Below are 24,683 nucleotides of genomic sequence, written 5' to 3' on the forward strand. Positions count from 1 at the left end.
TTCCGCGCTGTCGGCGACGGGTGGCAGGATCGAGACATGCCAGACGCGCTCGATGCCACCCCCTACGACGCCCTGCTCCTGCTCTCCTTCGGCGGCCCTGAAGGCCCGGACGACGTGGTCCCGTTCCTGGAGAACGTGACACGCGGGCGCGGCATCCCCAAGGAACGCCTCAAGGAAGTCGGTCAGCACTACTTCCTGTTCGGCGGGGTCAGCCCCATCAACGGCCAGAACCGCACCCTGCTGGACGCCCTGCGCCAAGACTTCGCGGACCACGGACTCGGCCTGCCGGTCTACTGGGGCAACCGCAACTGGGCCCCGTACCTCACGGACACCCTGCGCGAGATGGTCGCCGACGGCCGCCGCCGCGTCCTCGTCCTCGCCACCAGCGCCTACGCCTCGTACTCGGGCTGCCGCCAGTACCGCGAGAACCTCGCCGACTCGCTGGCCGCGCTGGAGGCCGAGGGCCTGGAGCTCCCGAAGATCGACAAGCTGCGGCACTACTTCAACCACCCGGGCTTCGTGGAGCCCATGGTCGACGGTGTGGTCCGCTCCCTCGCCGATCTCCCCGAGGACGTCCGCGACGGCGCCCACATCGCCTTCACCACCCACTCCATCCCGACGGCCGCCGCCGACACCTCCGGCCCCGAGGCGGGCCACGGCGACGGCGGGGCGTACGTCGCGCAGCACCTGGACGTGGCCCGGCTCGTCGCCGACGCCGTCCGTGAGCGCACCGGCGTCGACCACCCCTGGCAGCTCGTCTACCAGTCCCGGTCCGGTGCCCCCCACATCCCGTGGCTGGAGCCCGACATCTGCGACCACCTGGAGGAGCGGCACGCCGCCGGGGCACCGGCCGTCGTGATGGCCCCCATCGGCTTCGTCTCCGACCACATGGAGGTCCTCTACGACCTCGACACGGAGGCCACGGCCAAGGCGGGGGAACTGGGCCTGCCGGTGCGCCGCTCGGCCACCGTCGGCGCCGACCCGCGCTTCGCCGCCGCCATCCGCGACCTCGTCCTGGAGCGTGCCGCGGCCGAGAGCGGCCGGGACGCCACCCCGTGCGCCCTGGGCGCGCTCGGGGCGAGCCACAACGTCTGCCCGGTGGGCTGCTGCCCGTCCCGAGCCCCCAGGCCCGCCGCGGCGGGCGCCGACAGCCCGTACGCGTGAGGAGCGCCGTGACCGACCCCCTGCACCGGGAACTGCTCGAACTCGCGGAGGAGGCCGCCCGCCGGGCCGGTGAGCTGCTGAGGGACGGCCGGCCGGCCGACCTCGCGGTCGCCGCCACCAAGTCGAGCCCCATCGACGTCGTCACCGAGATGGACATCGCGGCCGAGAAACTGATCACCGGACTGATCTCCGAACACCGCTCCGACGACGGCTTCCTCGGCGAGGAGGGAGCCTCCAGCGAGGGCAGCAGCGGCATCCGCTGGGTGATCGACCCCCTCGACGGCACCGTGAACTACCTGTACGGCCTGCCCACCTGGGCCGTCTCCATCGCCGCCGAACAGGACGGCGAGACCGTCGCCGGCGTCGTGGCGATCCCGATGCGCGGCGAGACCTACCGTGCGGTGCGCGGAGGCGGCGCGTGGGTGACCGGAGCCCGGGAGGGCGAACACCGCATCACCTGCCGCCCGCAGGCCCCGCTCGAACAGGCACTGGTCTCCACCGGATTCAACTACGTCACCGAGGTCCGCACCCACCAGGCCGAGGTCGCCCGGCAACTGATCCCGCTGCTGCGCGACATCCGGCGCGGCGGCTCCGCGGCCGTCGACCTGTGCGACGTGGCCGCCGGCCGACTCGACGGGTACTACGAGCGCGGTCTGCACCCGTGGGACCTCGCGGCGGGCGACCTGATCGCCCGGGAGGCGGGTGCCCTGACCGGTGGACGTCCCGGAGAGCGACCCTCGCGCGAGTTGGCGATCGCCGCGACGCCGGGCGTCTTCGAGCCCCTCCAGCGGCTCCTGGAGGATTTCGGCGCCTGGCACGACTGAACCGCACGACGGCGCGTCCGCGGGGCGTCCGGCCGCATGCCAGGCCGGACGTCCGACGTGGGCACACGAAGGGGCCCCGGCGCTGGATTCGCCGGGGCCCCTCCGTCGTGCGTGCGAACTGCTCAGACGCTTGTCGCGCCGACCTGCACGCCGTGCTCGGCGGCGAGACGGCGCAGGTCGTCGAGCTCGCTCTGTTCGACCTCCACGAGGAAGTCGTCGCCCTCGCTCCGAGCCCGCGTCAGGTCGGACTCGGTCGCCCTTATGCGCTGCAGAAGTCCTGCGGTGAATGCGTCCATGCTGCGCCCCCTCGTCCTTGGTCGTGGGTCTGTGGCACGGGGGTGTGCCGATTGGGAAGGGGCGATCACGTCTCCAGTAGGTGCCCAGCGCTGCCCGGCCGGGCGGCGACGGTGCCGGACACCCACGCCCACTCTGCGGAAAGCGGATCGCGGAGTGCCGCATGGTGCTGCGGCACATGCAGAGCGTGATCGCGGGGTGTAAAGCCGTCCTCCCCCCGCTCCCTCCCGCAGAAACCTCAACCCGACGAGAAAATCCGGCATTCCCGGGCCTCACTCCCGTCCCGCACGGCCCCGCCCTCGCCTTACCGCCGACTTATGGCCGAAAAGGGCAGGATGGAGGCCCACACCCACCGAACCCCCTGCCCGCGTGCGCCCACAGCGCGCTACGCGGGTGGACACAGGAAGGACAAGCGACGTGCGCGTACTCGTCGTCGAGGACGAGCAGCTGCTCGCCGATGCGGTGGCCACCGGACTGCGCCGGGAGGCCATGGCCGTCGACGTCGTGTACGACGGTGCGGCCGCCCTGGAGCGCATCGGCGTCAACGACTACGACGTGGTCGTCCTCGACCGTGACCTCCCGCTCGTGCACGGCGACGACGTCTGCCGCAGGATCGTCGAGCTGGGCATGCCCACCCGCGTGCTCATGCTCACGGCCTCCGGTGACGTCAGCGATCGCGTCGAGGGCCTGGAGATCGGTGCCGACGACTACCTTCCGAAGCCCTTCGCCTTCAGCGAGCTGATCGCACGCGTGCGGGCCCTGGGCCGGCGCACCAGCCTGCCGCTGCCGCCCGTGCTGGAGCGCGCCGGCATCAAGCTCGACCCGAACCGCCGCGAGGTCTTCCGGGACGGCAAGGAGGTGCAGCTCGCTCCCAAGGAGTTCGCCGTCCTGGAGGTGCTGATGCGCAGCGAGGGCGCCGTCGTCTCCGCGGAGCAGCTCCTGGAGAAGGCCTGGGACGAGAACACCGACCCCTTCACCAACGTCGTGCGCGTGACCGTCATGACCCTGCGTCGCAAGCTCGGTGAACCGCCGGTGATCGTCACCGTCCCCGGCTCCGGCTACCGGATCTGATCCCATGGCCACGACTCCGGCGCCTCCCCAGGCGCCCCCGAAGCCCACCTGGGACCCCAGGAGGCCGCAGGCCCCCTTCCCCTGGCTGCGCCCGACCATCCGGATACGGCTCACGCTGCTCTACGGCGGAATGTTCCTGATCGCCGGCATCCTGCTGCTGTCGATCATCTACCTGCTGGCGGCGAACGCGCTGAACGTGGGCAGTGAACTGCCCTTCAAGATCCTCGTCGGACAGGTCGCCAGCGACATCTGCAACTTCCCGGCCGAGCCGAGCGCCAGCGAACTCAACCGCGCGATGAACGAGTGCGTCAACCAGCAGCGCCAGCACGCACTGGACGACCTGCTCAGCCGCTCGCTGCTGGCTCTGCTCGGGCTCGCCGTGATCGCCTTCGCGTTCGGCTACGCCATGGCCGGCCGGGTGCTGGCCCCGCTCGGCCGGATCCTGCGCACCGCGCGCTCCGTGGCGGGCTCGGACCTGTCCCGCCGTATCGAGCTGGACGGGCCGGACGACGAGCTGAAGGAGCTGGCCGACACCTTCGACGACATGCTGGAGCGGCTGCAGCGGGCTTTCACCGCCCAGCAGCGTTTCGTGGGCAACGCCTCGCACGAGCTGAGAACGCCACTGGCCATCAACCGCACGCTCCTCGAGGTCCACCTCTCCGACCCGAACGCGCCGGTGGAACTCCAGCAGCTCGGCAAGACGCTGCTGGCCACCAACGAGCGCAGCGAGCAGCTCGTGGAGGGCCTGTTGCTGCTCGCCCGCAGCGACAACCAGATCGTCGAGCGCAAGCCGGTCGACCTCGCCGAGGTCGCCGGGCAGGCCATCGACCAGGTACACGGCGAGGCGGAGGGGAAGGGCGTACGGATCCGCGGGAAGCGGGATTCCGCGGTAGTCCAGGGCAATGGCGTACTGCTGGAGCGGATCGCGCTTAACCTGGTGCAGAACGCCGTGCGCTACAACGTCCCCGAGGACGGCTGGGTCGAGGTGACCACCGAGGTCCTGCACGGCCAGGCGGTGCTCGTCGTGTCCAACACGGGCCCGGTGGTCCCCGCCTACGAGATCGACAACCTTTTCGAGCCCTTCCGGCGGCTGCGCACGGAGCGTACGGGCAGCGACAAGGGCGTCGGGCTCGGCCTGTCGATCGCGCGCTCCGTGGCACGGGCGCACGGCGGCCACATCGCGGCGCAGCCGCGCGAGGGAGGAGGGCTCGTGATGCGAGTCAGTCTGCCGCTGTGAGACCCGGCCGCGACACACATGGGCTTGTTCGCTTTGCGCGGAATTTTTTGGGCCTCGATCGGGCTTTCCCGTGTGTGATCGATCACAAGGACGATTTTCTGGTCATCTACTCTCCGTGATCATGGATGCTGTCGGAAAGCCCGGAAACTCCGGGTTTTCAGGGGTCCTGATCACGGGAAGTACACGGTGAGGCGCCTTTGTGGTGCGGCATTCGGACCGTGTACGGTCCCGATCGCCATCCAAGCCGATCACTCGTGAGGAGTCCGGTTGGGTGTCGATTGAGTAACAGACCTTGATGTGAGGCAAAATCTCCGCCTCGAGGCGGGCACAAGTCCGGCCTCTCACGCGTTACGTGCGCTGGAGACACCGCAAAAACCCAGAGGGGGAGAGGCGAAATGGCAACCGATTACGACACCCCACGCAAGACCGACGACGACGTTGACTCCGACAGCCTTGAAGAACTGAAGGCCCGGCGGAACGACAAGTCCGCCTCCGCGGTCGACGTCGACGAGTTCGAGGCCGCGGAAGGCCTCGAACTGCCCGGTGCAGACCTCTCCAACGAGGAGCTGGCTGTCCGGGTACTGCCCAAGCAGCAGGACGAGTTCACTTGCATGAGCTGCTTCCTGGTGCACCACCGCAGCCAGCTGGCCCGCGAGAAGAACGGCCAGCCGATCTGCCGCGACTGCGACTGAGGGCGGGTCGGCCGTGACTGGCTCGACCCCTCCTCGGAAGCGCCGCTTCCCCCTGTCGGGAGCGGACAAGGGGCCGTCCGACGGCCCTCACGGCGTGCGTGACGACGAGCGAGGCCCATCCGGCAAGGGAGTTCTCCCTGCGGGATCGGCCTCGCTCGATGCGGCGGGCGGCCGGGGCGATCTCCCGGCGCCGGCCCAGGGCGCCGCGCCCGTCGCCCGACGACGGGCCGCGGCGATCCGGCACAAGGCGGTGGACCTGGCCAAGGAAGGCGCCCGCAGGGGCGGCGACCGCGCCAGGGCGGCCATCGCCCACCTCGCCGACCGGATCATCGACATGGCCCCGCGGATCCCCGTACGGGATCTTCGGACGCTGCGCCGGCAGTTCCCCGGGCTCGGGCCGGAGCAGATCGCCGACAAGCTCGTGGCGGGCGCCGCGAAGGCCACGTCCACCGTGGGCGCCGGTGTCGGTGCGGCGGCCATGCTCCCCGTACCGCCGGCGATGCCGGCCGAGATCGCCGCGGAGATCAGCGGCGTGGCGGCGATCGAGCTGAAGTTGATCGCCGAACTGCACGAGGTCTACGGGGTACGCCCCGCCGGGAACCTCGTGGACCGCAGCACCGCGTATCTGCGCTCCTGGTCGGGCGAGCGCGGTGTGGACGTAACGAAGCCCACCTCGTTCAACTCGGCACTCGGCGGCCACATGAAGCGCGAGCTGCGGCAGCAGATCATGAAGCGCACGGTCCGCGACCTGCCGAACCTCATGCCCTTCCTGGTGGGCGCCGCCGTGGGCGCGTTCATGAACCGCCGGGACACCAGGAAACTGGCCGCCAAGGTCCGGGCCGACCTGCGCAGGATGCAGGTGCCGTGGGACGCGCTGCCCGAACTGCCACCCCTGGAGCAGCCGCAGAATCCGCTCCCGCTCGGGGACAGACCCGGGGAGCTCGGCGGCTGAGCGAGGTCTTGGCGGGGCGGGTCTTTGCGCGGCGGAGGCGAAGCCTTTGCCCGCGCCGCGACCTCCCGCCCGCCGGATCCGGCGACCTCGCAGGGCCGTACGCCTAGGGCCTCTCGTTTGGATCATGCCGGGCTCGCGGGGTCCGGCACCGCCCCTCGCCGCGTTGTCGTCGGTCGCCAGGGCCCCGCCCCGACTCCCTCCTCCGCCTCGAGAGGCTCCCCCCACCGCCTGAAGACGTGGGAGGTACCCCGGCACCGGACCCCGCTCCCTGATCCGGCCCGATCCAAACGAAAGACCCTTAGGCCGCCGGTTGCCGTGCCGCCCGCAGCGCCTCGGCCAGCCGCTGCGGGTCACGGGTCGACAGGTACAGGTAGGGCGTCGGGTCGGCCGGGTCGGTGACCTCCACGCGCAGGGCCGTGGGGATGTAGGCGCGCAGCAGCAGGAACGCCCGGGTGTCCGCCTTGTACGTGCGCCAGGCCCGCGCCTCGTCCGCGTCCAGCACCTCTGCCTCGCCCAGCGCCGCGACCGGGATCTTCGCCTCGCCCGCGATCAGGGAGTCACCCACCACGCGGATGCGGAGCGAGCCGTACGAACTGGCCGCGACGGCGGCGACCGCGGTGCCGCCGACCAGGCCGCCGAGCAGCGGCAGGGTGCCGAACGGCAGCAGGATCAGGGCGAGGGCGACGCCCACGAGGAACGAGATGGCCCACCAGGAGCGGGGGGCGGTGAGGCGTTCGTCGTACGGGGTGGCGGAGAGCTGCATGGACCAAGCTTGGCACGGTGTCCGGACCGCGCCCGGCCCAGGGTGGCGGCGGGCGACGGTGAGGACGAGAGGGGTTGGTGAGTGGTGTTGTCGGTCGGGGTGGTGGTGGGTGGCGGGAGGGATGAGGGGGCGGCGCGTAGTGCTGTCGGTCGGGGTGGTGGTGGGTGGCGGGAGGGCGGGTAAGGTCTGCGGCTGTGAGTGGTACTTCCGCAGCTCTTGAGCCTCCGGCCGACGCCGTGAAACCGGTCCGGCACCCCGACGCGCCCGCGCCCGGCGAGCTTCTCGGCGCCCACTACGAACAGTGTTTCGGATGTGGCGGCGGGCAGTCGCACGGGCTGCACCTGGAGGCGCGGGCCGGTGAGGGAGTGACCGTCACCGCGGAGTTCACCGTGCAGCCCGCTCATCAGGGTGCGCCGGGTCTGGCGCACGGCGGGGTGCTGGCCACCGCGCTCGACGAGACGCTCGGTTCGTTGAGCTGGCTGCTGCGGACGGTCGCCGTGACCGGACGGCTGGAGACCGACTTCGTACGGCCCGTCCCCGTCGGTACGACGTTGTACCTGGAGGCCGAGGTGACGGCCGTGGCCGGACGGAAGATCTACTCCGCGGCCACCGGCCGTATCGGCGGCCCCGGGGGGCCCGTCGCCGTCCGTGCCGACGCGCTCTTCGTCGAGGTCCAGGTCAAGCACTTCGTCCAGCACGGCCGCCAGGAGGAGATCGACGCCGCCATGAGCGACCCGGACCAGGTCCGGCGCAGCCGCGCCTTCGAGGTGAACCCGTGAGCCGTGAACCCGTGCCCGTGCTGATCCGGCGCGTCGATCCCGACGTACCGCTTCCGGCGTACGCGCATCCCGGTGACGCGGGGGCCGATCTGCGGACCACGGAGGGTCGTGAACTGGCGCCGGGGGAGCGGGCCGTGCTGCCCACGGGGGTGTCCATCGCGCTGCCCGAGGGGTACGCGGCCTTCGTGCACCCCCGGTCGGGGCTCGCCGCCCGATGCGGCGTCGCTCTCGTGAATGCCCCGGGGACGGTTGATGCCGGGTACCGTGGGGAGATCAAGGTGATCGTGGTGAATCTCGACCCGCGCGAGTCCGTGCGGTTCGAGCGCTTCGACCGGATTGCCCAACTGGTTGTCCAGCAGGTCGAGAGGGTCCGCTTCCAGGAGGTCGCGGAACTTCCCGACTCGGCGCGGGCCGAGGGGGGCTTCGGGTCCACCGGTGGCCACGCCGCCGTGGACGGCGGAAGCGGCACAGACGGTCAAGCCGCCGTGGGCGGCGCGACGGGTGGGAATCGATACGCTTCGGTCGTATCCGACCGGGAAGGACAGTGACGTGTTCGGACGTCGCAACAAGAAGGGTGCCGCCGAGGACGCGGCCGGCGAGGCCGAGCAGGTCGTCGACAGTGTCGACACTGAGGCGGACGAGGCTGAGGGCGGGCGCGAGCGCGTGAGGCTGGAGCCGGAGCCGAGGCCCGACGGTCCCTGGGACAGTTCGGAGGTGCGCGACCCCGCCGAGGGCCGCGTGGACCTGGGCGGCCTCTTCGTGCCCGGAGTCGACGGCATGGAGCTGCGGGTGGAGGTCGCGGGCGACGCGATCGTCGCGGCGACCGTCGTCCTGCGCGACAGCGCCATCCAGCTCCAGGCCTTCGCCGCCCCCAAGCGTGAGGGCATCTGGGGCGAGGTGCGCGAGGAGATCGCCTCCGGCATCACCCAGCAGGGCGGCATCATCGACGAGGTCGAGGGCCCGCTGGGTTGGGAGCTGCGGGCGCAGGTGCCGGTGCAGCTGCCGGACGGCACGAGTGGTTTCCACGTCGTGCGGTTCGTCGGCGTGGACGGTCCCCGCTGGTTCCTGCGCGGCGTGATCTCCGGTCAGGGCGCGGTGCAGCCGCAGGCCGCCGGCCTGCTGGAACAGATCTTCCGGGACACGGTCGTGGTCCGCGGTGAGGGCCCGATGGCGCCCCGCGACCCGATCGTCCTGAAGCTGCCCAACGACGCCCAGATGGTTCCGGAGAGCGTCCAGCAGGAGGACGCGGGGTCCCGCTTCTCCGGGGGCATGGGCCAGCTGCAGCGGGGACCGGAGATCACCGAGGTCCGCTAGCAGCCGTACCGCGTCACCAGCCGTACAGCACAGGGCCGCACCCTTGACGGGGTGCGGCCCTGTTCCGTGCGCGCACCCTCGGCGGCTCATCGGTCCGTACCGGCGGCCCCCTCCTCCCGGGCACGGCGTGCGAAAGCGGGGCCGGTGTGCGTGAACCGTTCGAGGGGTCTCATCCGATGTAGGGGTGAGGGGTAACGGCAGGGGAGTGAGAGGGAGGGCGTATGGCCGGGGCGACCTGCGGAGAGTCCACCGCGTCAGGGTTGCGTCAAAGGGATCCCGCGCCCTCCTCCTCGCTCCCTTTGTCCGTTTCGTTGGTCGTAAGGTCGACGCTGCGCACGCAGGAGACACCGGAAGACGATGAGGCCATGGCACGCGGGAAGCTTCGGATCTACCTCGGCGCGGCACCGGGCGTGGGCAAGACCTACGCGATGCTGTCCGAGGCCCACCGCCGCGTGGAGCGGGGCACGGACTGCGTGGTGGCTTTCGTCGAGCACCACGACCGGCCGCGCACCCAGGTGATGCTGCACGGCCTGGAGGAGATCACCCGCCGACGGCTGGAGTACCGGGGCGGCGCCTTCACCGAGATGGACGTCGACGCGGTGCTCGCCCGCAGCCCCCGGGTCGCCCTGGTGGACGAGCTGGCGCACACCAACGTTCCGGGCTCGCGCAACACCAAGCGCTGGCAGGACGTGGAGGAACTGCTGGCCGCGGGCGTCGACGTGATCTCCACGGTCAACATCCAGCATCTGGAGTCCCTCGGCAACGTCGTCGAGTCGATCACAGGGGTACGGCAGCAGGAGACGGTCCCGGACGAGTTCGTGCGCCGCGCCGACCAGATCGAGCTGGTCGACATGTCGCCACAGGCCCTTCGCCGCCGCATGGCGCACGGCAACATCTACTCACCGGACAAGGTCGACGCGGCCCTGTCGAACTACTTCCGGCCGGGCAACCTCACCGCCCTGCGCGAGCTGGCCCTGCTGTGGGTCGCCGACCGGGTCGACGAGTACCTGAAGCAGTACCGCAGCGAGCACCGGGTGTCGGCGATCTGGGGGTCGCGGGAGCGGATCGTGGTCGGACTGACCGGCGGCCCGGAGGGGCGGACGCTGATCCGGCGCGCGGCCCGGCTCGCGGAGAAGGGCGCCGGCGGAGAGGTGCTGGCCGTCTACATCGCCGGCAGCGACGGCCTGACCTCCGCCTCGCCCAAGGAACTGGCGGTCCAGCGCACGCTCGTGGAGGACCTCGGCGGCACCTTCCACCATGTCGTCGGCGACGACGTCCCGGCCGCGCTGCTCGACTTCGCCCGGGGCGCCAACGCCACCCAGATCGTCCTCGGCTCCTCCCGTCGCAAGGCCTGGCAGTACGTGCTCGGACCCGGCGTCGGTGCCACCGTCGCCCGCGAGTCGGGGCCCGACCTCGACGTGCACATCGTCACCCACGAGGAGGCGGCCAAGGGACGAGGGCTGCCGGTGACCCGGGGTGCCCGGCTCGGGCGGGCCCGGATCACCTGGGGCTGGGCGGTCGGGCTGGCCGGTCCTCCGCTGATGACGGTGCTGCTCAGCGCGGTCCACCTCGGCCTCGCCAACGACATGCTGCTGTTCCTGGCGGTGACGGTGGCGGCGGCGCTGCTCGGTGGCCTGCTGCCGGCGCTGGCCTCGGCGGCCCTGGGCTCCCTGCTGCTGAACTACTTCTACACACCGCCCCTGCACCGCTGGACCGTCGCCGACCCGAAGAACATCGTCGCCATCGTGATCTTCGTCGGGGTCGCGGTGTCCGTGGCGTCGGTGGTCGACCTGGCCGCCCGGCGCACCCATCAGGCGGCCAGGCTGCGGGCGGAGTCGGAGATCCTCTCCTATCTGGCGGGCAATGTGCTGCGCGGCGAGACCAGCCTGGAGGCGCTGCTCGAACGGGTCCGGGAGACCTTCGGCATGGAGTCCGCGGCCCTGCTGGAGCGCGGGGACGACACGGCGCCCTGGATCTGCGCGGGCCGGGCCGGTGCGGGGCGGCCCGTCGTGCGGCCCGAGGACGCCGATGTGGACGTGCCCGTCGGGGACCGTCTGGCGCTGGCGCTCACCGGGCGGTTGCTGCCCGCGGAGGACCGGCGGGTGCTGGCCGCCTTCGCCGCGCAGGCGGCCGTCGTGCTGGACCGGCGGCGCCTCCAGGAGGAGGCCGACCGAGCCCGCACGCTCGCCGAGGGCAACCGGATCCGTACGGCACTGCTGGCCGCCGTCAGCCACGACCTGCGCACCCCGCTGGCCGGGATCAAGGCGTCGGTGTCCAGTCTCAGATCCGACGACGTGGCCTGGTCGGAGGAGGACCGGGCGGAGCTGCTCGAGGGCATCGAGGACGGCGCCGACCGGCTCGACCACCTGGTCGGGAACCTCCTGGACATGTCCCGCCTCCAGACCGGCACGGTCGCGCCGATCATCCGGGAGACCGACCTGGACGAAGTGGTGCCGATGGCGCTCGGCGGTGTTCCGGAGGACAGCGTGGCGCTGGACATCCCGGAGACGCTGCCGATGGTCGCGGTGGACGCCGGGCTGCTGGAGCGGTCGGTCGCCAACCTGGTCGAGAACGCGGTGAAGTACAGCGCGGACGGAGTCCGCGTGCTGGTCGCCGCCAGCGTGCTCGCCGGCCGGGTCGAGGTCCGGGTCGTGGACCGTGGGCCGGGTGTCCCGGACGAGGCCAAGGAGCGGATCTTCGAGCCCTTCCAGCGGTACGGTGACGCTCCGCGCGGAGCAGGGGTGGGCCTGGGCCTCGCGGTCGCGCGCGGCTTCGCCGAGGCGATGGGCGGGACGCTCCACGCCGAGGACACACCGGGCGGGGGGCTGACCATGGTGCTCACCGTGCGTGCGGCCGAGGACCGGGGCGCGGCCCGGCCGGGGCCGTCCGCGGACCTCGCACCCCTCACCGCCGGCCCTTTCCCGGACCACCCCGCACCAACCGAAAGGCAGGCGTCATGAGCTCGACCGGGGGTACCACCCAGAGTCCCACGAGGGTGCTCGTGATCGACGACGAACCCCAGATCGTGCGCGCCCTCGTGATCAACCTCAAGGCCCGCAGATACGAGGTCGACGCGGCTCATGACGGGACCACCGCCCTCCGGCTCGCCGCCGCCCGCCGTCCGGACGTGATCGTGCTCGACCTGGGGCTGCCCGACATGGACGGCGTCGAGGTGATCAGGGGCCTGCGCGGCTGGACCCGGGTGCCGATCCTGGTGCTGTCCGCCCGGCACTCCTCGGACGAGAAGGTCGAGGCGCTCGACGCGGGCGCCGACGACTACGTCACCAAGCCCTTCGGCATGGACGAGTTGCTGGCTCGGCTGCGGGCCGCCGTCCGCCGTGCCGAACCCGCGGGCGGGGCGGAGTCGGAGGTCCTGGTCGAGACCGACGGGTTCACGGTCGACCTGGGCGCCAAGAAGGTGGACCGGGACGGCAAGGACGTACGGCTCACACCCACCGAGTGGCACCTGCTGGAGGTGCTGGTGCGCAACACCGGCCGCCTGGTCAGCCAGAAGCAACTGCTCCAGGAGGTGTGGGGCCCGTCGTACGGGACGGAGACGAACTACCTGCGGGTCTACATGGCGCAGCTGCGCAGGAAGCTGGAGGCGGATCCGTCTCATCCCCGGCACTTCATCACGGAGCCGGGGATGGGGTACCGATTCGAGAAGTGAGCCACAGCAGGTAGGGGCGGGGGCGGGATGGGGCGAAGAGGGGCGTGGGAGCGCGGGTACGGGCCCGGTGGTGCCTCCCGGTACCCTTCAGATATGAGTGCTGTTCCTCGTTCCGAGAAGCCGGTGGGCCGGTTCCGGCGCATGCTCGATCGGCTCTCCTCCTCGCAGGAGGACCTGGAGTCCGAGGAGTTGCGGGAGGATGCCGAGACCGCCGGCTGTACGCGGATCGGAGACTGCCAGGACCGCCAGATAGTCACGGTTACTGGTACCTTGCGCACGGTCACCTTGCGACCGCGTGCCGGAGTCCCGGCCCTGGAGGCCGAGCTGTTCGACGGCTCCGCCGCGCTGGACGTGGTGTGGCTGGGCAGACGCTCCATCGTGGGTATAGAGCCGGGGCGCAAGCTCATAGCATCGGGCCGGATCTCGATGAGCCGGGGCCGCCGGGTGCTGTTCAACCCCAAGTACGAACTGAGACCCCTTGGTAGGGAGTAGCCGGTGACGTCGCTCGACAAGCCGACCGAAGACACTCAGCAGGACGACGCCCGGGCGGTGACGGAAGCCGCGCTGTTCGAGGCGTTCGGCGGGGTGCGGGGCATGGTCGAGACGGTGGTGCCCGGCCTGCTGTTCGTCACGATCTACACGATCAACAAAGACCTGCACATGTCGGCGATCGCCGCGCTGGCGGTGTCGCTGGTCCTGGTCGTGGTCCGCCTGGCCATGAAGGACACCGTGAAGCACGCCTTCAGCGGTGTCTTCGGCGTCGCCTTCGGTGTCGTGTTCGCGATGATGACGGGCAACGCCAAGGACTTCTACCTGCCCGGCATGCTCTACACGCTGGGGCTGTCGCTGGCGTACATCGTCTCGACCCTGTGCGGGATGCCGCTGCTCGGGCTGATCCTCGGGCCGGTGTTCAAGGAGAACCTCTCCTGGCGCACCCGCAATCCCGGCCGCAAGAAGGCGTACGCGAAGGCCAGTTACGCCTGGGGGCTGATCCTTCTCGCCAAGTGCGCGATTCTCTTCCCGCTGTACTGGTGGGCCGACACCACGCAGCTGGGCTGGGTGCTGATCGCGCTGAAGATCCCGCCGTTCCTGCTGGCCGTCTGGCTGACGTGGGTCTTCCTGGCGAAGGCGCCCGCGCCGATCGATGTCTTCGCCGAGATGGAGGCGGAGGAGAAGGCGGCGGAGGCGAGGGCGGCCGGGGCGTCGCACGAGTCGGCGGAGGCCGGTCCGCGGCACCGGCGGGACAGGTAGTTCCGGCGGGGGTTTTCTCGCCCCGCCGCCCCTTCCCCTCTCTTCCCGTCCCCGGGGGCCGCCGCCCCCGGACCCCCGCTCGTTCCGGTTATGGGCGACCGGCGTCGTCGGTCCTTCGTTTCTTTTCCTGGGGGTGCCGCCCCCAGGTCCTCGGTTCGGGTCCTGGGTGAGCCGGCTTCGTCGGGCCTTCGTTTCCGTCCCGGACTGCCGTCGGCAGGACCTTCTTCAGGGCCTGGGTGGCTGTCGCCCGCCAGGCCCGTTCCGGGTTCCGGACGGAAGTGGTGTTCTCGGGCCCCTGCTTCCGTCCGGGGAGCTGCCGGCCCCGAGTCCCCCGTTCCCGGCCCGGGCGGCTGCCGCCCTTGGCCCCCCGTTCCCGGTTCTGGGCGGACGGGCGTCCTCGGGACCCGCTTCTGTCCCCGGGGTCTGCCGCTCCAAGGCCTCCGCTTCCGTCCCGGAAGGCTGGAACCCCAGGCCTTCGCTTCCGTGCCCGGGAGCTGCCTCCAGGCCGTCGCCTCCGTGCCCGGGATACTTCGCCCAGGCCGTCGCTTCCGTGCCCGGGAGCTGCCTCCAGGCCTTCGCCTCCGCGCCCGTTGCCGAAGGCTGCTGTCAGCAGGTCGTCTTTCGGGTACGGGACGGCTGCGGCCTTCGCTCCTCCCTCAAGGAACCGGCAGGGCCGGCGTTGTTCCCGGGCGGGACGGGAGGGGTCAGCCGTTGACGTCGTCGCGGCGGACCGACAGCAGGTCCTCCAGCTGTTCCTCTTGGGCCTGGGCTGCCACGAACAGGAGTTCGTCGCCTGCTTCCAGAGAGTCCTCGCGGGACGGGGTGAGGACGCGGGTGCCGCGGATGATCGTGACCAGGGAGGTGTCCTCGGGCCACTCCACGTCGCCGACCTGGGTGCCGGCCAGGGCCGACTCCTCGGGGAGGGTCAGTTCGACGAGGTTGGCGTCGCCATGGCTGAAGCGGAGCAGGCGGACCAGGTCGCCGACGCTGACCGCCTCCTCCACCAGGGCGGACATCAGGCGCGGGGTGGAGACGGCGACGTCCACGCCCCAGGACTCGTTGAAGAGCCACTCGTTCTTCGGGTTGTTCACGCGGGCGACGACGCGCGGGACGCCGTACTCCGTCTTCGCGAGCAGGGAGACGACGAGGTTGACCTTGTCGTCGCCCGTCGCGGCGATCACGACGTTGCAGCGCTGGAGGGCCGCCTCGTCGAGGGAGGTGATCTCGCAGGCGTCGGCCAGCAGCCACTCCGCCTGCGGGACACGCTCGACCGAGATGGCGGTCGGTGCCTTGTCGACCAGCAGGACCTCGTGGCCGTTCTCCAGCAGCTCGCCCGCGATCGAGCGGCCGACTGCGCCGGCTCCGGCAATGGCGACCCTCATCAGTGACCGTCCTCCTTCGGGCCTTCGGCGAACGCGGCTTCGACCTTCTCCACGTCGTCGGTGCGCATCATCACGTGCACCAGATCGCCCTCCTGCAGAACCGTCTGCGAGGTGGGCAGAATCGCTTCGCCGAGGCGGGTGAGGAACGCCACGCGCACGCCCGTCTCCTCCTGAAGCTTGCTGATCTTGTGTCCGACCCAGGCGGCGGAGGCGTGCACCTCGGCCAGCTGGACGCCGCCGGTGGGGTCGCGCCACAGCGGCTCGGAACCCGAGGGGAGCAGTCGGCGCAGCATCTGGTCGGCCGTCCAGCGGACCGTGGCCACCGTCGGGATGCCCAGGCGCTGGTAGACCTCGGCGCGGCGGGGGTCGTAGATGCGGGCGGCGACGTTCTCGATGCCGAACATCTCGCGGGCCACGCGGGCCGCGATGATGTTGGAGTTGTCGCCGCTGGAGACGGCGGCGAAAGCCCCGGCCTCCTCGATGCCCGCTTCGCGCAGGGTGTCCTGGTCGAAGCCGACCCCGGTGACCCGGCGGCCGCCGAACGAGGAGCCAAGACGTCGGAAGGCGGTGGGGTCCTGGTCGATCACTGCGACCGTGTGCCCCTGCTGCTCCAGGGTCTGGGCGAGAGCGGAACCCACTCTGCCGCAGCCCATGATGACGATGTGCACGACCGTCCTTCCGAGGTCAAATGTTGCTGACTTGGCTGTAACAGGGTCTCAGACCGCCGACCAAGCTACACACGCGCGGTCCGCGGAGGGCACCCCCGTGCACGGTTCCCGGCGTCAGCGACGGCTGATGCTCCACAGGCTGAGCAGGGTGAGGATTCCGATGCCGACGAGGGTGCCGGTGGCGCCGATCAGCTCCGCGGTCATGTGCGTGGAACCTCCAGAGAGCGACAGGGGACGGGAATCGTCATATAGGCATGGGGGGCGACACGGTCGCGGAATCCGCAGCCGCGCCGTGGCCGATTTCACCCGTGGGGCAGACGGAGGGTGTCCGTGAGGTGGCCGGGGCGCGGTGTCACCCGGCTGACCCCGGGGGAGGGTGGGCGGTCCCCTGTTCGAAGGCCTACGATGCTCAGTTGTGTCCAAACTGACCGACGTGCCCAAACGGATTCTGATCGGGCGCGCACTGCGCAGCGATCGGCTCGGGGAAACGCTCCTGCCGAAGCGCATCGCCCTGCCCGTCTTCGCTTCCGACCCGCTGTCCTCCGTGGCCTACGCGCCCGGAGAGGTGCTGCTGGTCCTGTCCATCGCGGGCTTGTCGGCCTACCACTTCAGCCCCTGGATCGCGCTCGCGGTCGTCGTGCTGATGTTCACCGTGGTCGCCTCCTACCGGCAGAACGTCCACGCCTACCCGAGCGGCGGCGGCGACTACGAGGTGGCCAACACCAACCTCGGTCCCAAAGCGGGCCTGACCGTCGCGAGCGCCCTGCTCGTCGACTACGTCCTGACCGTCGCCGTCTCCATCTCCTCCGGCATCGAGAACCTCGGCTCCGCGGTCCCGTTCGTCGTCGAGCACAAGGTGGCCTGCGCGGCCGGCGTCGTGGTGCTGCTGACGCTGATGAACCTGCGCGGCGTCAAGGAGTCCGGCAAGCTCTTCGCGATTCCGACGTACGTGTTCGTCGCGGGCGTCTTCATCATGATCGCGTGGGGCGCGTACCGAGGGCTGGTCCTGGACGACACCATGCGGGCGCCCACCGCCGACTACACGATCAAGCCCGAGCACGAGGGCCTCGCCGGCTTCGCCCTGGTCTTCCTCCTGCTGCGGGCCTTCTCCTCCGGGTGCGCGGCGCTCACCGGCGTGGAGGCGATCTCCAACGGCGTGCCCGCCTTCCGCAGGCCCAAGTCCAGGAACGCGGCGACCACCCTCGCCGCGATGGGGCTGCTGGCCGTCACGATGTTCTGCGGAATCATCGTGCTGGCCCTGGTCACCGACGTCCGCATGGCCGAGAACCCGGCCGTCGACCTGGTGAACAACGGTGTCGCGGTCGGCCCCGACTACGTCCAGAACCCGGTGATCACCCAGGTCGCCGAGGCCGTCTTCGGCAAGGGCAGCTTCCTCTTCGTCGTGCTCGCCGCGGCGACCGCGCTGGTGTTGTTCCTCGCGGCCAACACCGCCTACAACGGTTTCCCGGTGCTCGGCTCGATCCTCGCCCAGGACCGCTACCTGCCCCGCCAGCTGCACACCCGCGGCGACCGCCTGGCGTTCTCCAACGGCATCGTCCTCCTCGCGGGCGCGGCGACCCTGTTGATCGTCGTGTACGGCGCCGACTCCACGCGGCTGATCCAGCTGTACATCGTCGGCGTGTTCGTGTCCTTCACGCTCAGCCAGACCGGCATGGTCCGGCACTGGAACCGCCACCTGGCGACCGAGACCGACCCGGCCAAGCGCCGCCACATGGTCCGCTCCCGGGCGATCAACACCTTCGGCGCGTTCTTCACCGGCCTCGTCCTGGTGGTCGTCCTCGTCACGAAGTTCACCCACGGTGCCTGGGTCGCCCTGCTCGGCATGGTGATCTTCTACGGCACGATGACCGCGATCCGCCGCCACTACGACGGCGTCTCCGAGGAACTCGCCGCACCCGAGGGCCCCAGCGACGACAGCGTCCGCCCCTCGCGCGTGCACTCGCTGCTGCTCATCTCCAAGATCCACCGCCCGACGCTGCGCGCCCTGGCCTACGCCAAGCTGATGCGCTCCGACACGCTGGAGGCGCTCACCGTCAACGTCGACCCGGCCGAGACGAAGGTGCTGCGAGCGGAGTGGGAACGCCGCGGCATCGACGTACCTCTGAAGGTCCTGGACTCGCCCTACCGCGAGGTCACGCGGCCGGTCATCGAGTACGTCAAGAACCTGCGCCGGGAGTCGCCGCGGGACGCCGTGTCGGTGATCATCCCCGAGTACGTGGTCGGTCACTGGTACGAGCACCTGCTGCACAACCAGAGCGCGCTCCGGCTCAAGGGCCGGCTGCTGTTCACGCCCGGCGTGATGGTGACCTCGGTGCCCTACCAGCTCCAGTCCTCCGAGGTGGCCAAGAAGCGCGCCCGCAGGAGGCAGGAGTGGAACGCTCCCGGTTCCGTGCGGCGCGGCCCGGTCCACGAGGGGCACGCGAAGGAGCCGTCGGGCACGGGTTCCTCCAAGGGGTCCGCCGGCTCCCCGGACGCGCCGGACGCGGGCCCGCAGGCCTGACCTGTTCATGGTGAACGGCCGGACGACAGCCACGTAGACTGGTGGGCTGTTGTCCGGCCGTACCTCGTTCGACGTAGTGGAGTCACCCCGCCATGCAGGCAGAAACGAAGAAGTCGCAGGCGGACCCGCAGGCGAGGTCGCTGGTCGGCGAGGAGTACGAGGTCGAGGTCGGCCCCGTCGCGCACGGCGGGCACTGCATCGCCCGCACCGACGGGGGACAGGTGCTGTTCGTCCGGCACACGCTTCCCGGCGAGCGGGTCGTGGCCCGGGTGACCGACGGCGAGGAGGGGGCCCGGTTCCTGCGCGCGGACGCGGTGCGGGTGCTGGAGGCGTCCAAGGACCGCGTCGAGGCACCCTGCCCGTACGCCGGACCCGGCCGCTGCGGCGGCTGCGACTGGCAGCACGCCAAGCCGGGTGCCCAGCGCCGCCTCAAGGGCGAGGTGATCGCCGAGCAGCTGAAGCGGCTCGCGGGCCTCACGCCCGAGGAGGCCGGCTGGGACGGCACCGTGATGCCGGCCGAGGGCGACAAGCTGCCCGCCGGCCAGGTGCCGCAGTGGCGGACGCGCGTGCAGTACGCGGTCGACGCCGACGGCAACGCCGGACTGCGGCGCCACCGCTCCCACGAGGTCGAGCCCGTCGAGCACTGCATGATCGCGGCGCCCGGCGTCAGCGAGCTGGGCATCGAGAAGCGCGACTGGTCCGGGATGGCGTCCGTCGACGCCATCGCCGCGACCGGCTCCCAGGACCGCATGGTGATCCTCGAACCCCGGCCCGGCGCCCGCCTCCCCCTCGTCGAGCTCGACAGGCCCGTCTCCGTCATGCGCGTCGAGGAGCACGACGGCGGCATCCACCGCGTCCACGGCCGCGCGTTCGTGCGCGAGCGTGCCGACGGCCGGACCCACCGCGTCGGCAGCGGCGGCTTCTGGCAGGTCCACCCGCAGGCCGCCGACACCCTCGTCAAGGCGGTCATGCAGGGTCTGCTGCCGCGCAAGGGCGACATGGCGCTCGACCTGTACTGCGGCGTCGGCCTCTTCGCGGGCGCCCTCGCCGACCGCATCGGCGACAAGGGCGCGGTCCTCGGTATCGAGTCCGGCAAGCGCGCCGTCGAGGACGCCCGGCACAACCTCGCCGGCTTCGAGCGCGTGCGGATCGAGCAGGGCAAGGTGGAGAGCGTGCTCCCGCGGACGGGCATCAACGAGGTCGACCTCATCGTCCTCGACCCGCCGCGGGCGGGGGCGGGCCGCAAGACGGTCGAGCACCTCTCCTCCCTGGGCGCGCGGAAGATCGCCTACGTGGCCTGCGACCCGGCCGCGCTGGCACGGGACCTGGCGTACTTCCGGGACGGGGGGTACCGGGTACGGACCCTGCGGGCGTTCGACCTGTTCCCGATGACCCACCACGTGGAGTGCGTGGCGATCCTGGAGCCGGCTAAGAAGACTGCCTGACCTGCGGTTATGCGGCTCGGGTGGGTCACCGACCTGTTTCCCTCCTTGCAGCGGGTCGAGCGGATGACTCGCTCCTCGTAGCCTCCTGACCTGCGAATTCATGAGGGAGGCGCCTACGCCGGGGACGCCTTCAAGGGCTCGTTCGGAGATGCTTGACGCTCACATGACGCTCGAATCGGGAGTCTCAACCCCACGGACCTCTCCGGCATGGGGCCGTGCGTACCGGGCCCTCGGCACGAAGATAAGGAACTCCTCCCGGCGGCGGCGCGAGGCGAGGTCGATGACGGTGGCCAAATACAGGAACTTCCCGCCGTTCGGCGGGAGATAGGTAATGTCGCCGACGTACTTCGTATGGGGCTCACGCGCGGTGAAGTCGCGGCCGATGGGATCCGGGGCCTTCGCCGCGGCCGGGTCCGCGACCGTGGTGCGGTGCCTGCGGCGCAAGCGCACGCCCGCCAGACCGGCAGCCCGCATCAGCCGCGCGATCCTCCCCCGCGAGCGAGGGTACCCCCAGTGGTTGACGCGCTCGCCCGCCTCGCGGAGCTCGGCCGTGATCCTGGGAACGCCGTAGGTGCCGTCCGACTCGCGGTGCACGGCCCGTATCCGGGCGGCGAGGCGAGCGTCGGCCGCCTGCCGGGCGGCCCGATCCGCGGCCGCCGCCCGCTAGTAACAGAAGCTGGAGCGGGCGATGCCCACAATGGTGCACAGCCGCTTCACGCCGTAACGGCGCTGATGGTCGGCGACGAACTGGATGCGGTTCACCAGCGCGTCTCCCCGGCGAAATACTTCGCCGCCTTCCGCAGGATCTCGCGCTCTTCCTCCAGCTCACGGACCCTCTTCCGCAGAGCGGCGTTCCCCGCCTCCAACGGCGTCGGCGGCTCCGCCGGCACCTCCGCCCGGCGCCCCCGCGGCCGGCTCGCACCGGCCGCCCGGACCCAGTTCCGCAGCGTCTCGGAATTGATCCCCAGATCGGCGGCGACCTGCCCGATCGTCGCCTCGGGCCGCGACCGGTACAGCGCGACCGCGTCCGCCTTGAACTGCGGCGGATAGTGCTTCATGACCACGAGATGTCCGTTCTCAGATCCTCAGGATCCAGTGTCTCGTGTGTCCAGGATCAAGGCCCCCGCCGCGCAGTCGGCTCGGCCAGCGCGCTTCGGTGGCCCGCTCGGCACGGAGAAGGCTGACCATGTGAGGATGCGGTCACTGCGGCAGTCGCACTTCACACCAGGCGGCAAGTGGGGCGGTTCCCGTCAGATCTTGATCACGGTGACCTGTGTCCCGCAGAGGGTGGTGAGGTCCTCCGGGTCGGAGGTGAGCACGGTGGTGGGGCCGGGGGCGGCGAGTGCGGTCGCGGCGAGTATGGCGTCGATGGCGTATTCGTGGCCGTGGAGCCCGGCGTCGGCGAGGAGCGTGGCGGCGTGCCGGGCGAGCGGGTCGGTGACCGGTTCCACGACCAGCCGGGAGAGGGTCCACTCCAGGGCGGGGCGGTTGATCCGGGGGTGGATGACCTCGACCAGGGTGGTCGCGGAGGTGATGACCCGGAGATCATCGGCGCGGGCGAGGGCGAGCCAGGCGGTGACTGCGCGGTCGCGCAGGACGGCCTTCGCCAGTCCTTCGCTGTCCAGGACGAGGGTGCCGCCCGGGACCGCGGGGGAGGCGCGGGTCACGCGGCGTCCGCCCGGCCCGGGCCCTGCTGCTGCCGGGCCCGGTGGAGCTCGTCACGCAGGGCCTGGATCTTCTCGTCGGTGACGGGGCCGTGCTCCGCCTCCGCGACGGCGATGAGTTCGTTGAGATTGTCGCGTTCGACCTGACGGGCGACCGCTGCGGCGACGTAGGCGGAGAGGCCGGAGGGTCCGCTGCGGTCGCGGGCGGCCTCGGCGATGTCCTGCGGCATGGTGATGGAGTACTTGCGGGTAGCTTCACTCATGCCACCTATCCTACCGCTGGTACTCCTCCTGGTTTCGGTGCTGTTCGGGCTGCGCGATCAGGCAAGTCCGTGTGAGCTCTGGGCGCCCTCGTGGTCCGGGCAGCTGGCGCGTCCCTTGTAGCTCCTTTCGAGGGACAGGCTGAGCTGCGCATGTGCCGGTTCGACTCGACTGCCGGTCGTGGAGATCCTGCCGGAATTCCGCAGGTCACGCTCGGCTCCGCAGGAAGATCGACAGCGTAGAGGACGCAGGTCGCCGCGCCGGCCGCCCCGGTGGCCGAGTCGATCACTCGAGAGCACCCCGATCCGCAGGGCACGCAGGTAGAGCCGTCCCTCGAAAGGAGCTACACCCATCGAGGTCCGTCAGGCGGTCCGGCACGGCCGCGGCGCTGGCAGTCAGCGGCGGCGCCACATCGAGGCTCTACTGGCCCCCGACAGCCATACGTCCGCCGTGGCCGCACGGGCAAGTCGGCGGACGGTACTGCGGGCCAAGCCGAGTCGGCGGGCGACGACTCGCAGTCCGAGCCCTTCGTTCAGCAAGGTGTGAACGACCGCGTGCTGCTCGCGCACCCGATCGGACAGTCGGCCGGACTGCCGTGCCTCCGCCAGGGCTTCCGGTGCCAGTTCCGTGGTGTGCGGCCGGACTCCGGCGCGGCAACGAAGGAGTACGGCCAACCCGGCACGAACTGGTCCGTCTTGCGGTCACCACGTCCATAGACGTGGCAGAACAGGGTCGCGCTGCCGGAAGCCGTGCGCCTGGGACCCCGGCGACGACGCGACGCTCGTCACCACCAACCAACTGCGCGATGTCGTCGAGTGGTTGACGCAGGCCGGGCACCGGCGGCCGGCGTGAGGAATTGGACGGCGACGGAGACGACGCCGGCCTCGCTTTCGGCTGCCGGTTCCTCCCGCTTCCCCTGGAGCAACCACTGGCCGACGATCAAGACGTATGGCTGGGCCGCATCGACCCGCGATGGACCACCGTTGCCGGTGGCCGTCGATAATCAGCCGTCGAAGCCGCACGCCGAATACGCGACACCTCTTCATGCGAGCCCTCCAGTCCCGAGGCCGGTCACGACGCCGAACGGGCAGGGCGCGCCCGCCCAGCGTCGTGACCGGTGATCGTCAGACGTGCCGGGACGGCGGGCCGAACCACGTCCGCAGCGCTGCGGCGAGTTCGGCGGGTTCGGTGCCTGCCCACGCCACGTACCCGTCGGGGCGGACCAGGACCGTCTCGCGTGGCGGGGCACCAGGCGCGGCGGTGACGGTCAGCAGGTCCACCCGGCCGGACCAGGGTGAGGCCGTGCCTGCCAGCGTGTCCGCCCCCGACGGGCACAGCAACATCGGCCTGCCGTGGCGTGCCCGCTCTGCCAGCCGCACGGAGCCGCCGTTGGCGTCCACCCGGAGGTCGGCAACCCACCTGCCCGTCGACGGGTGCCCGCCTGGTGCGGCGGAGGGGTAGACGACGTCGGAGCCCGACATCATCGCGGCGATCCGGCGGGCCACCGCGGGGTCCGCCAGCAGGTCGCCGAGCACTTCGCGCAGTGCGGTGACGTCGGCCCCAGGAGCCAGCAGTGCCGACTGCGCCCTGCTGGAGCTCATCACCCTGCGTCCGGCCAGGTGGCGTTCGGCGTGGTAGGTGTCCAGCAGGCCGGGCGGCGCCCAGCCGTTGAGTTCGGCGGCCAGCTTCCAGCCGAGGTTGGCCGCGTCCTGCAGGCCGAGGTTGAGACCCGGTGCGCCGACCGATGAATGCGCGTGTGCCGCGTCGCCCGCCAGGAAGACCCGGCCCCGTCGGTAGTGCTCCGCCAGGCGCGAACTGGTGCCCGTCCGGCGGCGCAGCAGGTGCGAGCCGGTGCCGGTCGGCCGGCGCATCGACACCTCGCGGCCGGTCACGCGGGTCACCGCCGAGCGGACCTGGTCGAAGGTGACGGGCTCGTGTTCCTCCTGCCTGCCCCACTCCATCGTCACGACCCGGTGCGTGCCGGGGCCGGCCGGGACGCAGGCGAGCACGCCGTGCTCGGTCCGCCGGTAGGTGAGGCCGACGGGGGTGGAGTGGTCGCCGGTCAGCTCCGCCAGGTGCTCGTCGGAGAGCGCGGCGTCCGCGGCGTAGGTGAGCGGATGCGGACTGCTCGTTCCCGTGAAGACGATGCCCGCCTGCCTGCGGACCCTGCTGTGCGCGCCGTCGCACCCGATCAGGTACCGGGTGCGCACTGTGCCCGTGGTCAGCTGTACCGTCACCCCGTCCGCGTCCTGCTCGAAACCGACCAGCTCGCTGCCGCGGCGGATCTCGGCGCCCAGCTCCAGCGCCCGCTCCTCCAGCCGTGTCTCCAGGTCCCACTGGTGGACGGTGAAGCCGTACAGCTGGTTCTCCGGCCAGTCGTGCAGGCGCAGTGTCATTCCGCCGTAGAGGTAGGCCTCCAGCGGCCGGGGAGGCTCGGTGTCCCCGGTGATGCGCTGGTACAGGCCGCGGTGGTCGAGCAGCCTCACGACCTGTCCTACGATGCCGCCCGCCTTGGGTTCCCGGGCGCGCTCGTGCGCGCTGTCGACCACCAGGGGCCGCACGCCGGACAGGTGCAGTTCGGCGGCCAGCATCAGACCGACCGGGCCTGCTCCCACGATCACCACGTCGGGGTCTTCGGTGACGAACTCGTTCACCAGTGCTGCTCCATGTCTGTTGGCGCATGTGCCGGTTCCGGCCGTGCGCGTGAGAATGAAATCAGTGCCATCGGCGG

At 71.1% G+C, this 24,683-nt stretch carries 23 protein-coding genes and 2 pseudogenes; 15 read left to right on the forward strand and 10 right to left on the reverse strand.

Annotation, left to right across the window (positions count from 1 at the left end):
- The first annotated feature begins 36 nt into the window (after window positions 1–36).
- Window positions 37–1,164, forward strand: a complete 1,128-nt coding sequence (locus ACGFQC_RS28390; RefSeq protein WP_363090183.1) for a ferrochelatase — start codon at window positions 37–39, stop codon at window positions 1,162–1,164.
- A gap of 8 nt (window positions 1,165–1,172) precedes the next feature.
- Window positions 1,173–1,988, forward strand: a complete 816-nt coding sequence (locus tag ACGFQC_RS28395) for an inositol monophosphatase family protein (protein WP_363090182.1) — start codon at window positions 1,173–1,175, stop codon at window positions 1,986–1,988.
- A gap of 122 nt (window positions 1,989–2,110) precedes the next feature.
- Here ACGFQC_RS28395 and ACGFQC_RS28400 read toward each other — a convergent pair whose 3' ends face one another.
- Window positions 2,111–2,284 carry a hypothetical protein gene (locus tag ACGFQC_RS28400; protein WP_363090181.1) on the reverse strand — a complete coding sequence of 58 codons (174 nt, stop codon included), beginning with the start codon at window positions 2,282–2,284 and terminating at the stop codon, window positions 2,111–2,113.
- Between the two features lie 415 nt (window positions 2,285–2,699).
- Here ACGFQC_RS28400 and ACGFQC_RS28405 point away from each other — a divergent pair, with 415 nt between their 5' ends.
- From ACGFQC_RS28405 to ACGFQC_RS28420, 4 genes are all read left to right on the forward strand, one after another.
- Entirely contained in the window at window positions 2,700–3,353 is a 654-nt protein-coding gene (locus tag ACGFQC_RS28405) for a response regulator transcription factor (RefSeq protein WP_356254900.1), read from the forward strand.
- Window positions 3,354–3,357: 4 nt separating this feature from the next.
- Window positions 3,358–4,590 (forward strand): HAMP domain-containing sensor histidine kinase, encoded by a 1,233-nt coding sequence (locus tag ACGFQC_RS28410; RefSeq protein WP_363090180.1) that lies wholly within the window; start codon window positions 3,358–3,360, stop codon window positions 4,588–4,590.
- Between the two features lie 395 nt (window positions 4,591–4,985).
- Entirely contained in the window at window positions 4,986–5,282 is a 297-nt protein-coding gene (locus tag ACGFQC_RS28415; protein ID WP_003993510.1) for a DUF4193 domain-containing protein, read from the forward strand.
- Between the two features lie 13 nt (window positions 5,283–5,295).
- Window positions 5,296–6,234: a hypothetical protein gene (locus ACGFQC_RS28420; protein WP_363090179.1), complete on the forward strand. Its 939-nt coding sequence runs from the start codon at window positions 5,296–5,298 to the stop codon at window positions 6,232–6,234.
- 298 nt (window positions 6,235–6,532) lie between these two features.
- On the opposite strand, the gene ACGFQC_RS28425 is transcribed toward ACGFQC_RS28420, so the two are convergent.
- Complete coding sequence (locus ACGFQC_RS28425) at window positions 6,533–6,997, reverse strand: DUF3093 domain-containing protein (RefSeq protein WP_363090178.1); 465 nt, start codon at window positions 6,995–6,997, stop codon at window positions 6,533–6,535.
- A gap of 194 nt (window positions 6,998–7,191) precedes the next feature.
- On the opposite strand from ACGFQC_RS28425, the gene ACGFQC_RS28430 reads away from it, so the two are divergent.
- The 7 genes from ACGFQC_RS28430 (at window position 7,192) to ACGFQC_RS28460 (ending at window position 14,011) form a co-directional block, all read left to right on the forward strand.
- On the forward strand, window positions 7,192–7,776 hold the full coding sequence (locus ACGFQC_RS28430; RefSeq protein WP_363090177.1) for a PaaI family thioesterase: 585 nt from the start codon (window positions 7,192–7,194) through the stop codon (window positions 7,774–7,776).
- Window positions 7,773–8,324, forward strand: a complete 552-nt coding sequence (gene dut, locus ACGFQC_RS28435) for a dUTP diphosphatase (protein WP_363090176.1) — start codon at window positions 7,773–7,775, stop codon at window positions 8,322–8,324. Before ACGFQC_RS28430 ends, dut begins: the two co-directional genes overlap by 4 nt.
- A gap of 1 nt (window position 8,325) precedes the next feature.
- Complete coding sequence (locus ACGFQC_RS28440) at window positions 8,326–9,090, forward strand: DUF3710 domain-containing protein (RefSeq protein ID WP_363090175.1); 765 nt, start codon at window positions 8,326–8,328, stop codon at window positions 9,088–9,090.
- Window positions 9,091–9,455: 365 nt separating this feature from the next.
- Window positions 9,456–12,050, forward strand: a complete 2,595-nt coding sequence (locus ACGFQC_RS28445) for an ATP-binding protein (RefSeq protein WP_363090174.1) — start codon at window positions 9,456–9,458, stop codon at window positions 12,048–12,050.
- On the forward strand, window positions 12,047–12,760 hold the full coding sequence (locus tag ACGFQC_RS28450) for a response regulator (protein WP_363090173.1): 714 nt from the start codon (window positions 12,047–12,049) through the stop codon (window positions 12,758–12,760). The genes ACGFQC_RS28445 and ACGFQC_RS28450 overlap by 4 nt, the downstream gene beginning before the upstream one ends.
- A 93-nt stretch (window positions 12,761–12,853) precedes the next feature.
- Window positions 12,854–13,252, forward strand: coding sequence for an OB-fold nucleic acid binding domain-containing protein (locus ACGFQC_RS28455; RefSeq protein ID WP_363090172.1), 399 nt, complete (start codon window positions 12,854–12,856; stop codon window positions 13,250–13,252).
- A 3-nt stretch (window positions 13,253–13,255) separates the two neighbouring features.
- Window positions 13,256–14,011 (forward strand): DUF3159 domain-containing protein, encoded by a 756-nt coding sequence (locus ACGFQC_RS28460; RefSeq protein WP_363090171.1) that lies wholly within the window; start codon window positions 13,256–13,258, stop codon window positions 14,009–14,011.
- A gap of 704 nt (window positions 14,012–14,715) precedes the next feature.
- Here the strand turns inward: ACGFQC_RS28460 and ACGFQC_RS28465 are convergent.
- Window positions 14,716–15,393 (reverse strand): TrkA family potassium uptake protein, encoded by a 678-nt coding sequence (locus tag ACGFQC_RS28465; protein WP_363090170.1) that lies wholly within the window; start codon window positions 15,391–15,393, stop codon window positions 14,716–14,718.
- Window positions 15,393–16,061 carry a TrkA family potassium uptake protein gene (locus ACGFQC_RS28470; RefSeq protein WP_363090169.1) on the reverse strand — a complete coding sequence of 223 codons (669 nt, stop codon included), beginning with the start codon at window positions 16,059–16,061 and terminating at the stop codon, window positions 15,393–15,395. Before ACGFQC_RS28470 ends, ACGFQC_RS28465 begins: the two co-directional genes overlap by 1 nt.
- 415 nt (window positions 16,062–16,476) lie before the next feature.
- Between ACGFQC_RS28470 and ACGFQC_RS28475 the strand changes: the two genes are divergently transcribed.
- Both ACGFQC_RS28475 and ACGFQC_RS28480 read left to right on the forward strand, forming a co-directional pair.
- Complete coding sequence (locus ACGFQC_RS28475; protein WP_363090168.1) at window positions 16,477–18,582, forward strand: APC family permease; 2,106 nt, start codon at window positions 16,477–16,479, stop codon at window positions 18,580–18,582.
- Window positions 18,583–18,674: 92 nt separating this feature from the next.
- On the forward strand, window positions 18,675–20,027 hold the full coding sequence (locus ACGFQC_RS28480; protein ID WP_363090167.1) for a class I SAM-dependent RNA methyltransferase: 1,353 nt from the start codon (window positions 18,675–18,677) through the stop codon (window positions 20,025–20,027).
- Between the two features lie 159 nt (window positions 20,028–20,186).
- Here ACGFQC_RS28480 and ACGFQC_RS28485 read toward each other — a convergent pair.
- From ACGFQC_RS28485 to ACGFQC_RS28510, 6 genes and pseudogenes are all read right to left on the reverse strand, one after another.
- Window positions 20,187–20,639, reverse strand: a pseudogene (locus ACGFQC_RS28485) (IS3 family transposase); the annotation flags it as partial.
- 146 nt (window positions 20,640–20,785) lie between these two features.
- A complete protein-coding gene (locus ACGFQC_RS28490; protein ID WP_363090166.1) occupies window positions 20,786–21,085 on the reverse strand; it encodes a transposase in 300 nt (99 codons plus the stop codon).
- Between the two features lie 192 nt (window positions 21,086–21,277).
- Window positions 21,278–21,694: a DNA-binding protein gene (locus ACGFQC_RS28495; RefSeq protein ID WP_363090165.1), complete on the reverse strand. Its 417-nt coding sequence runs from the start codon at window positions 21,692–21,694 to the stop codon at window positions 21,278–21,280.
- Window positions 21,691–21,954 carry a CopG family transcriptional regulator gene (locus tag ACGFQC_RS28500; RefSeq protein ID WP_363090164.1) on the reverse strand — a complete coding sequence of 88 codons (264 nt, stop codon included), beginning with the start codon at window positions 21,952–21,954 and terminating at the stop codon, window positions 21,691–21,693. The genes ACGFQC_RS28495 and ACGFQC_RS28500 overlap by 4 nt, the downstream gene beginning before the upstream one ends.
- A 530-nt stretch (window positions 21,955–22,484) precedes the next feature.
- Window positions 22,485–22,682, reverse strand: a pseudogene (locus ACGFQC_RS28505) (transposase); the annotation flags it as partial.
- Window positions 22,683–23,076: 394 nt separating this feature from the next.
- Window positions 23,077–24,606: an FAD-dependent monooxygenase gene (locus ACGFQC_RS28510; RefSeq protein WP_363090163.1), complete on the reverse strand. Its 1,530-nt coding sequence runs from the start codon at window positions 24,604–24,606 to the stop codon at window positions 23,077–23,079.
- Between the last annotated feature and the right edge of the window lie 77 nt (window positions 24,607–24,683).

The sequence above is a fragment of the Streptomyces sp. NPDC048734 genome, from assembly GCF_043198675.1.
Classification (GTDB): Bacteria; Actinomycetota; Actinomycetes; order Streptomycetales; family Streptomycetaceae; genus Streptomyces.

Excerpts from the sequence above, each read along its gene's own strand:
- ACGFQC_RS28390 (WP_363090183.1), top strand. The coding sequence starts at position 37 with ATGCCAGACGCGCTCGATGCCACCCCCTACGACGCCCTGCTCCTGCTC.
- ACGFQC_RS28400 (WP_363090181.1), bottom strand. The coding sequence starts at position 2,284 with ATGGACGCATTCACCGCAGGACTTCTGCAGCGCATAAGGGCGACCGAG.
- ACGFQC_RS28410 (WP_363090180.1), top strand. The coding sequence starts at position 3,358 with ATGGCCACGACTCCGGCGCCTCCCCAGGCGCCCCCGAAGCCCACCTGG.
- ACGFQC_RS28415 (WP_003993510.1), top strand. The coding sequence starts at position 4,986 with ATGGCAACCGATTACGACACCCCACGCAAGACCGACGACGACGTTGAC.
- ACGFQC_RS28425 (WP_363090178.1), bottom strand. The coding sequence starts at position 6,997 with ATGCAGCTCTCCGCCACCCCGTACGACGAACGCCTCACCGCCCCCCGC.
- ACGFQC_RS28445 (WP_363090174.1), top strand. The coding sequence starts at position 9,456 with ATGGCACGCGGGAAGCTTCGGATCTACCTCGGCGCGGCACCGGGCGTG.
- ACGFQC_RS28450 (WP_363090173.1), top strand. The coding sequence starts at position 12,047 with ATGAGCTCGACCGGGGGTACCACCCAGAGTCCCACGAGGGTGCTCGTG.
- ACGFQC_RS28455 (WP_363090172.1), top strand. The coding sequence starts at position 12,854 with ATGAGTGCTGTTCCTCGTTCCGAGAAGCCGGTGGGCCGGTTCCGGCGC.
- ACGFQC_RS28465 (WP_363090170.1), bottom strand. The coding sequence starts at position 15,393 with ATGAGGGTCGCCATTGCCGGAGCCGGCGCAGTCGGCCGCTCGATCGCG.
- ACGFQC_RS28480 (WP_363090167.1), top strand. The coding sequence starts at position 18,675 with ATGCAGGCAGAAACGAAGAAGTCGCAGGCGGACCCGCAGGCGAGGTCG.
- ACGFQC_RS28490 (WP_363090166.1), bottom strand. The coding sequence starts at position 21,085 with ATGAAGCACTATCCGCCGCAGTTCAAGGCGGACGCGGTCGCGCTGTAC.
- ACGFQC_RS28500 (WP_363090164.1), bottom strand. The coding sequence starts at position 21,954 with ATGAGTGAAGCTACCCGCAAGTACTCCATCACCATGCCGCAGGACATC.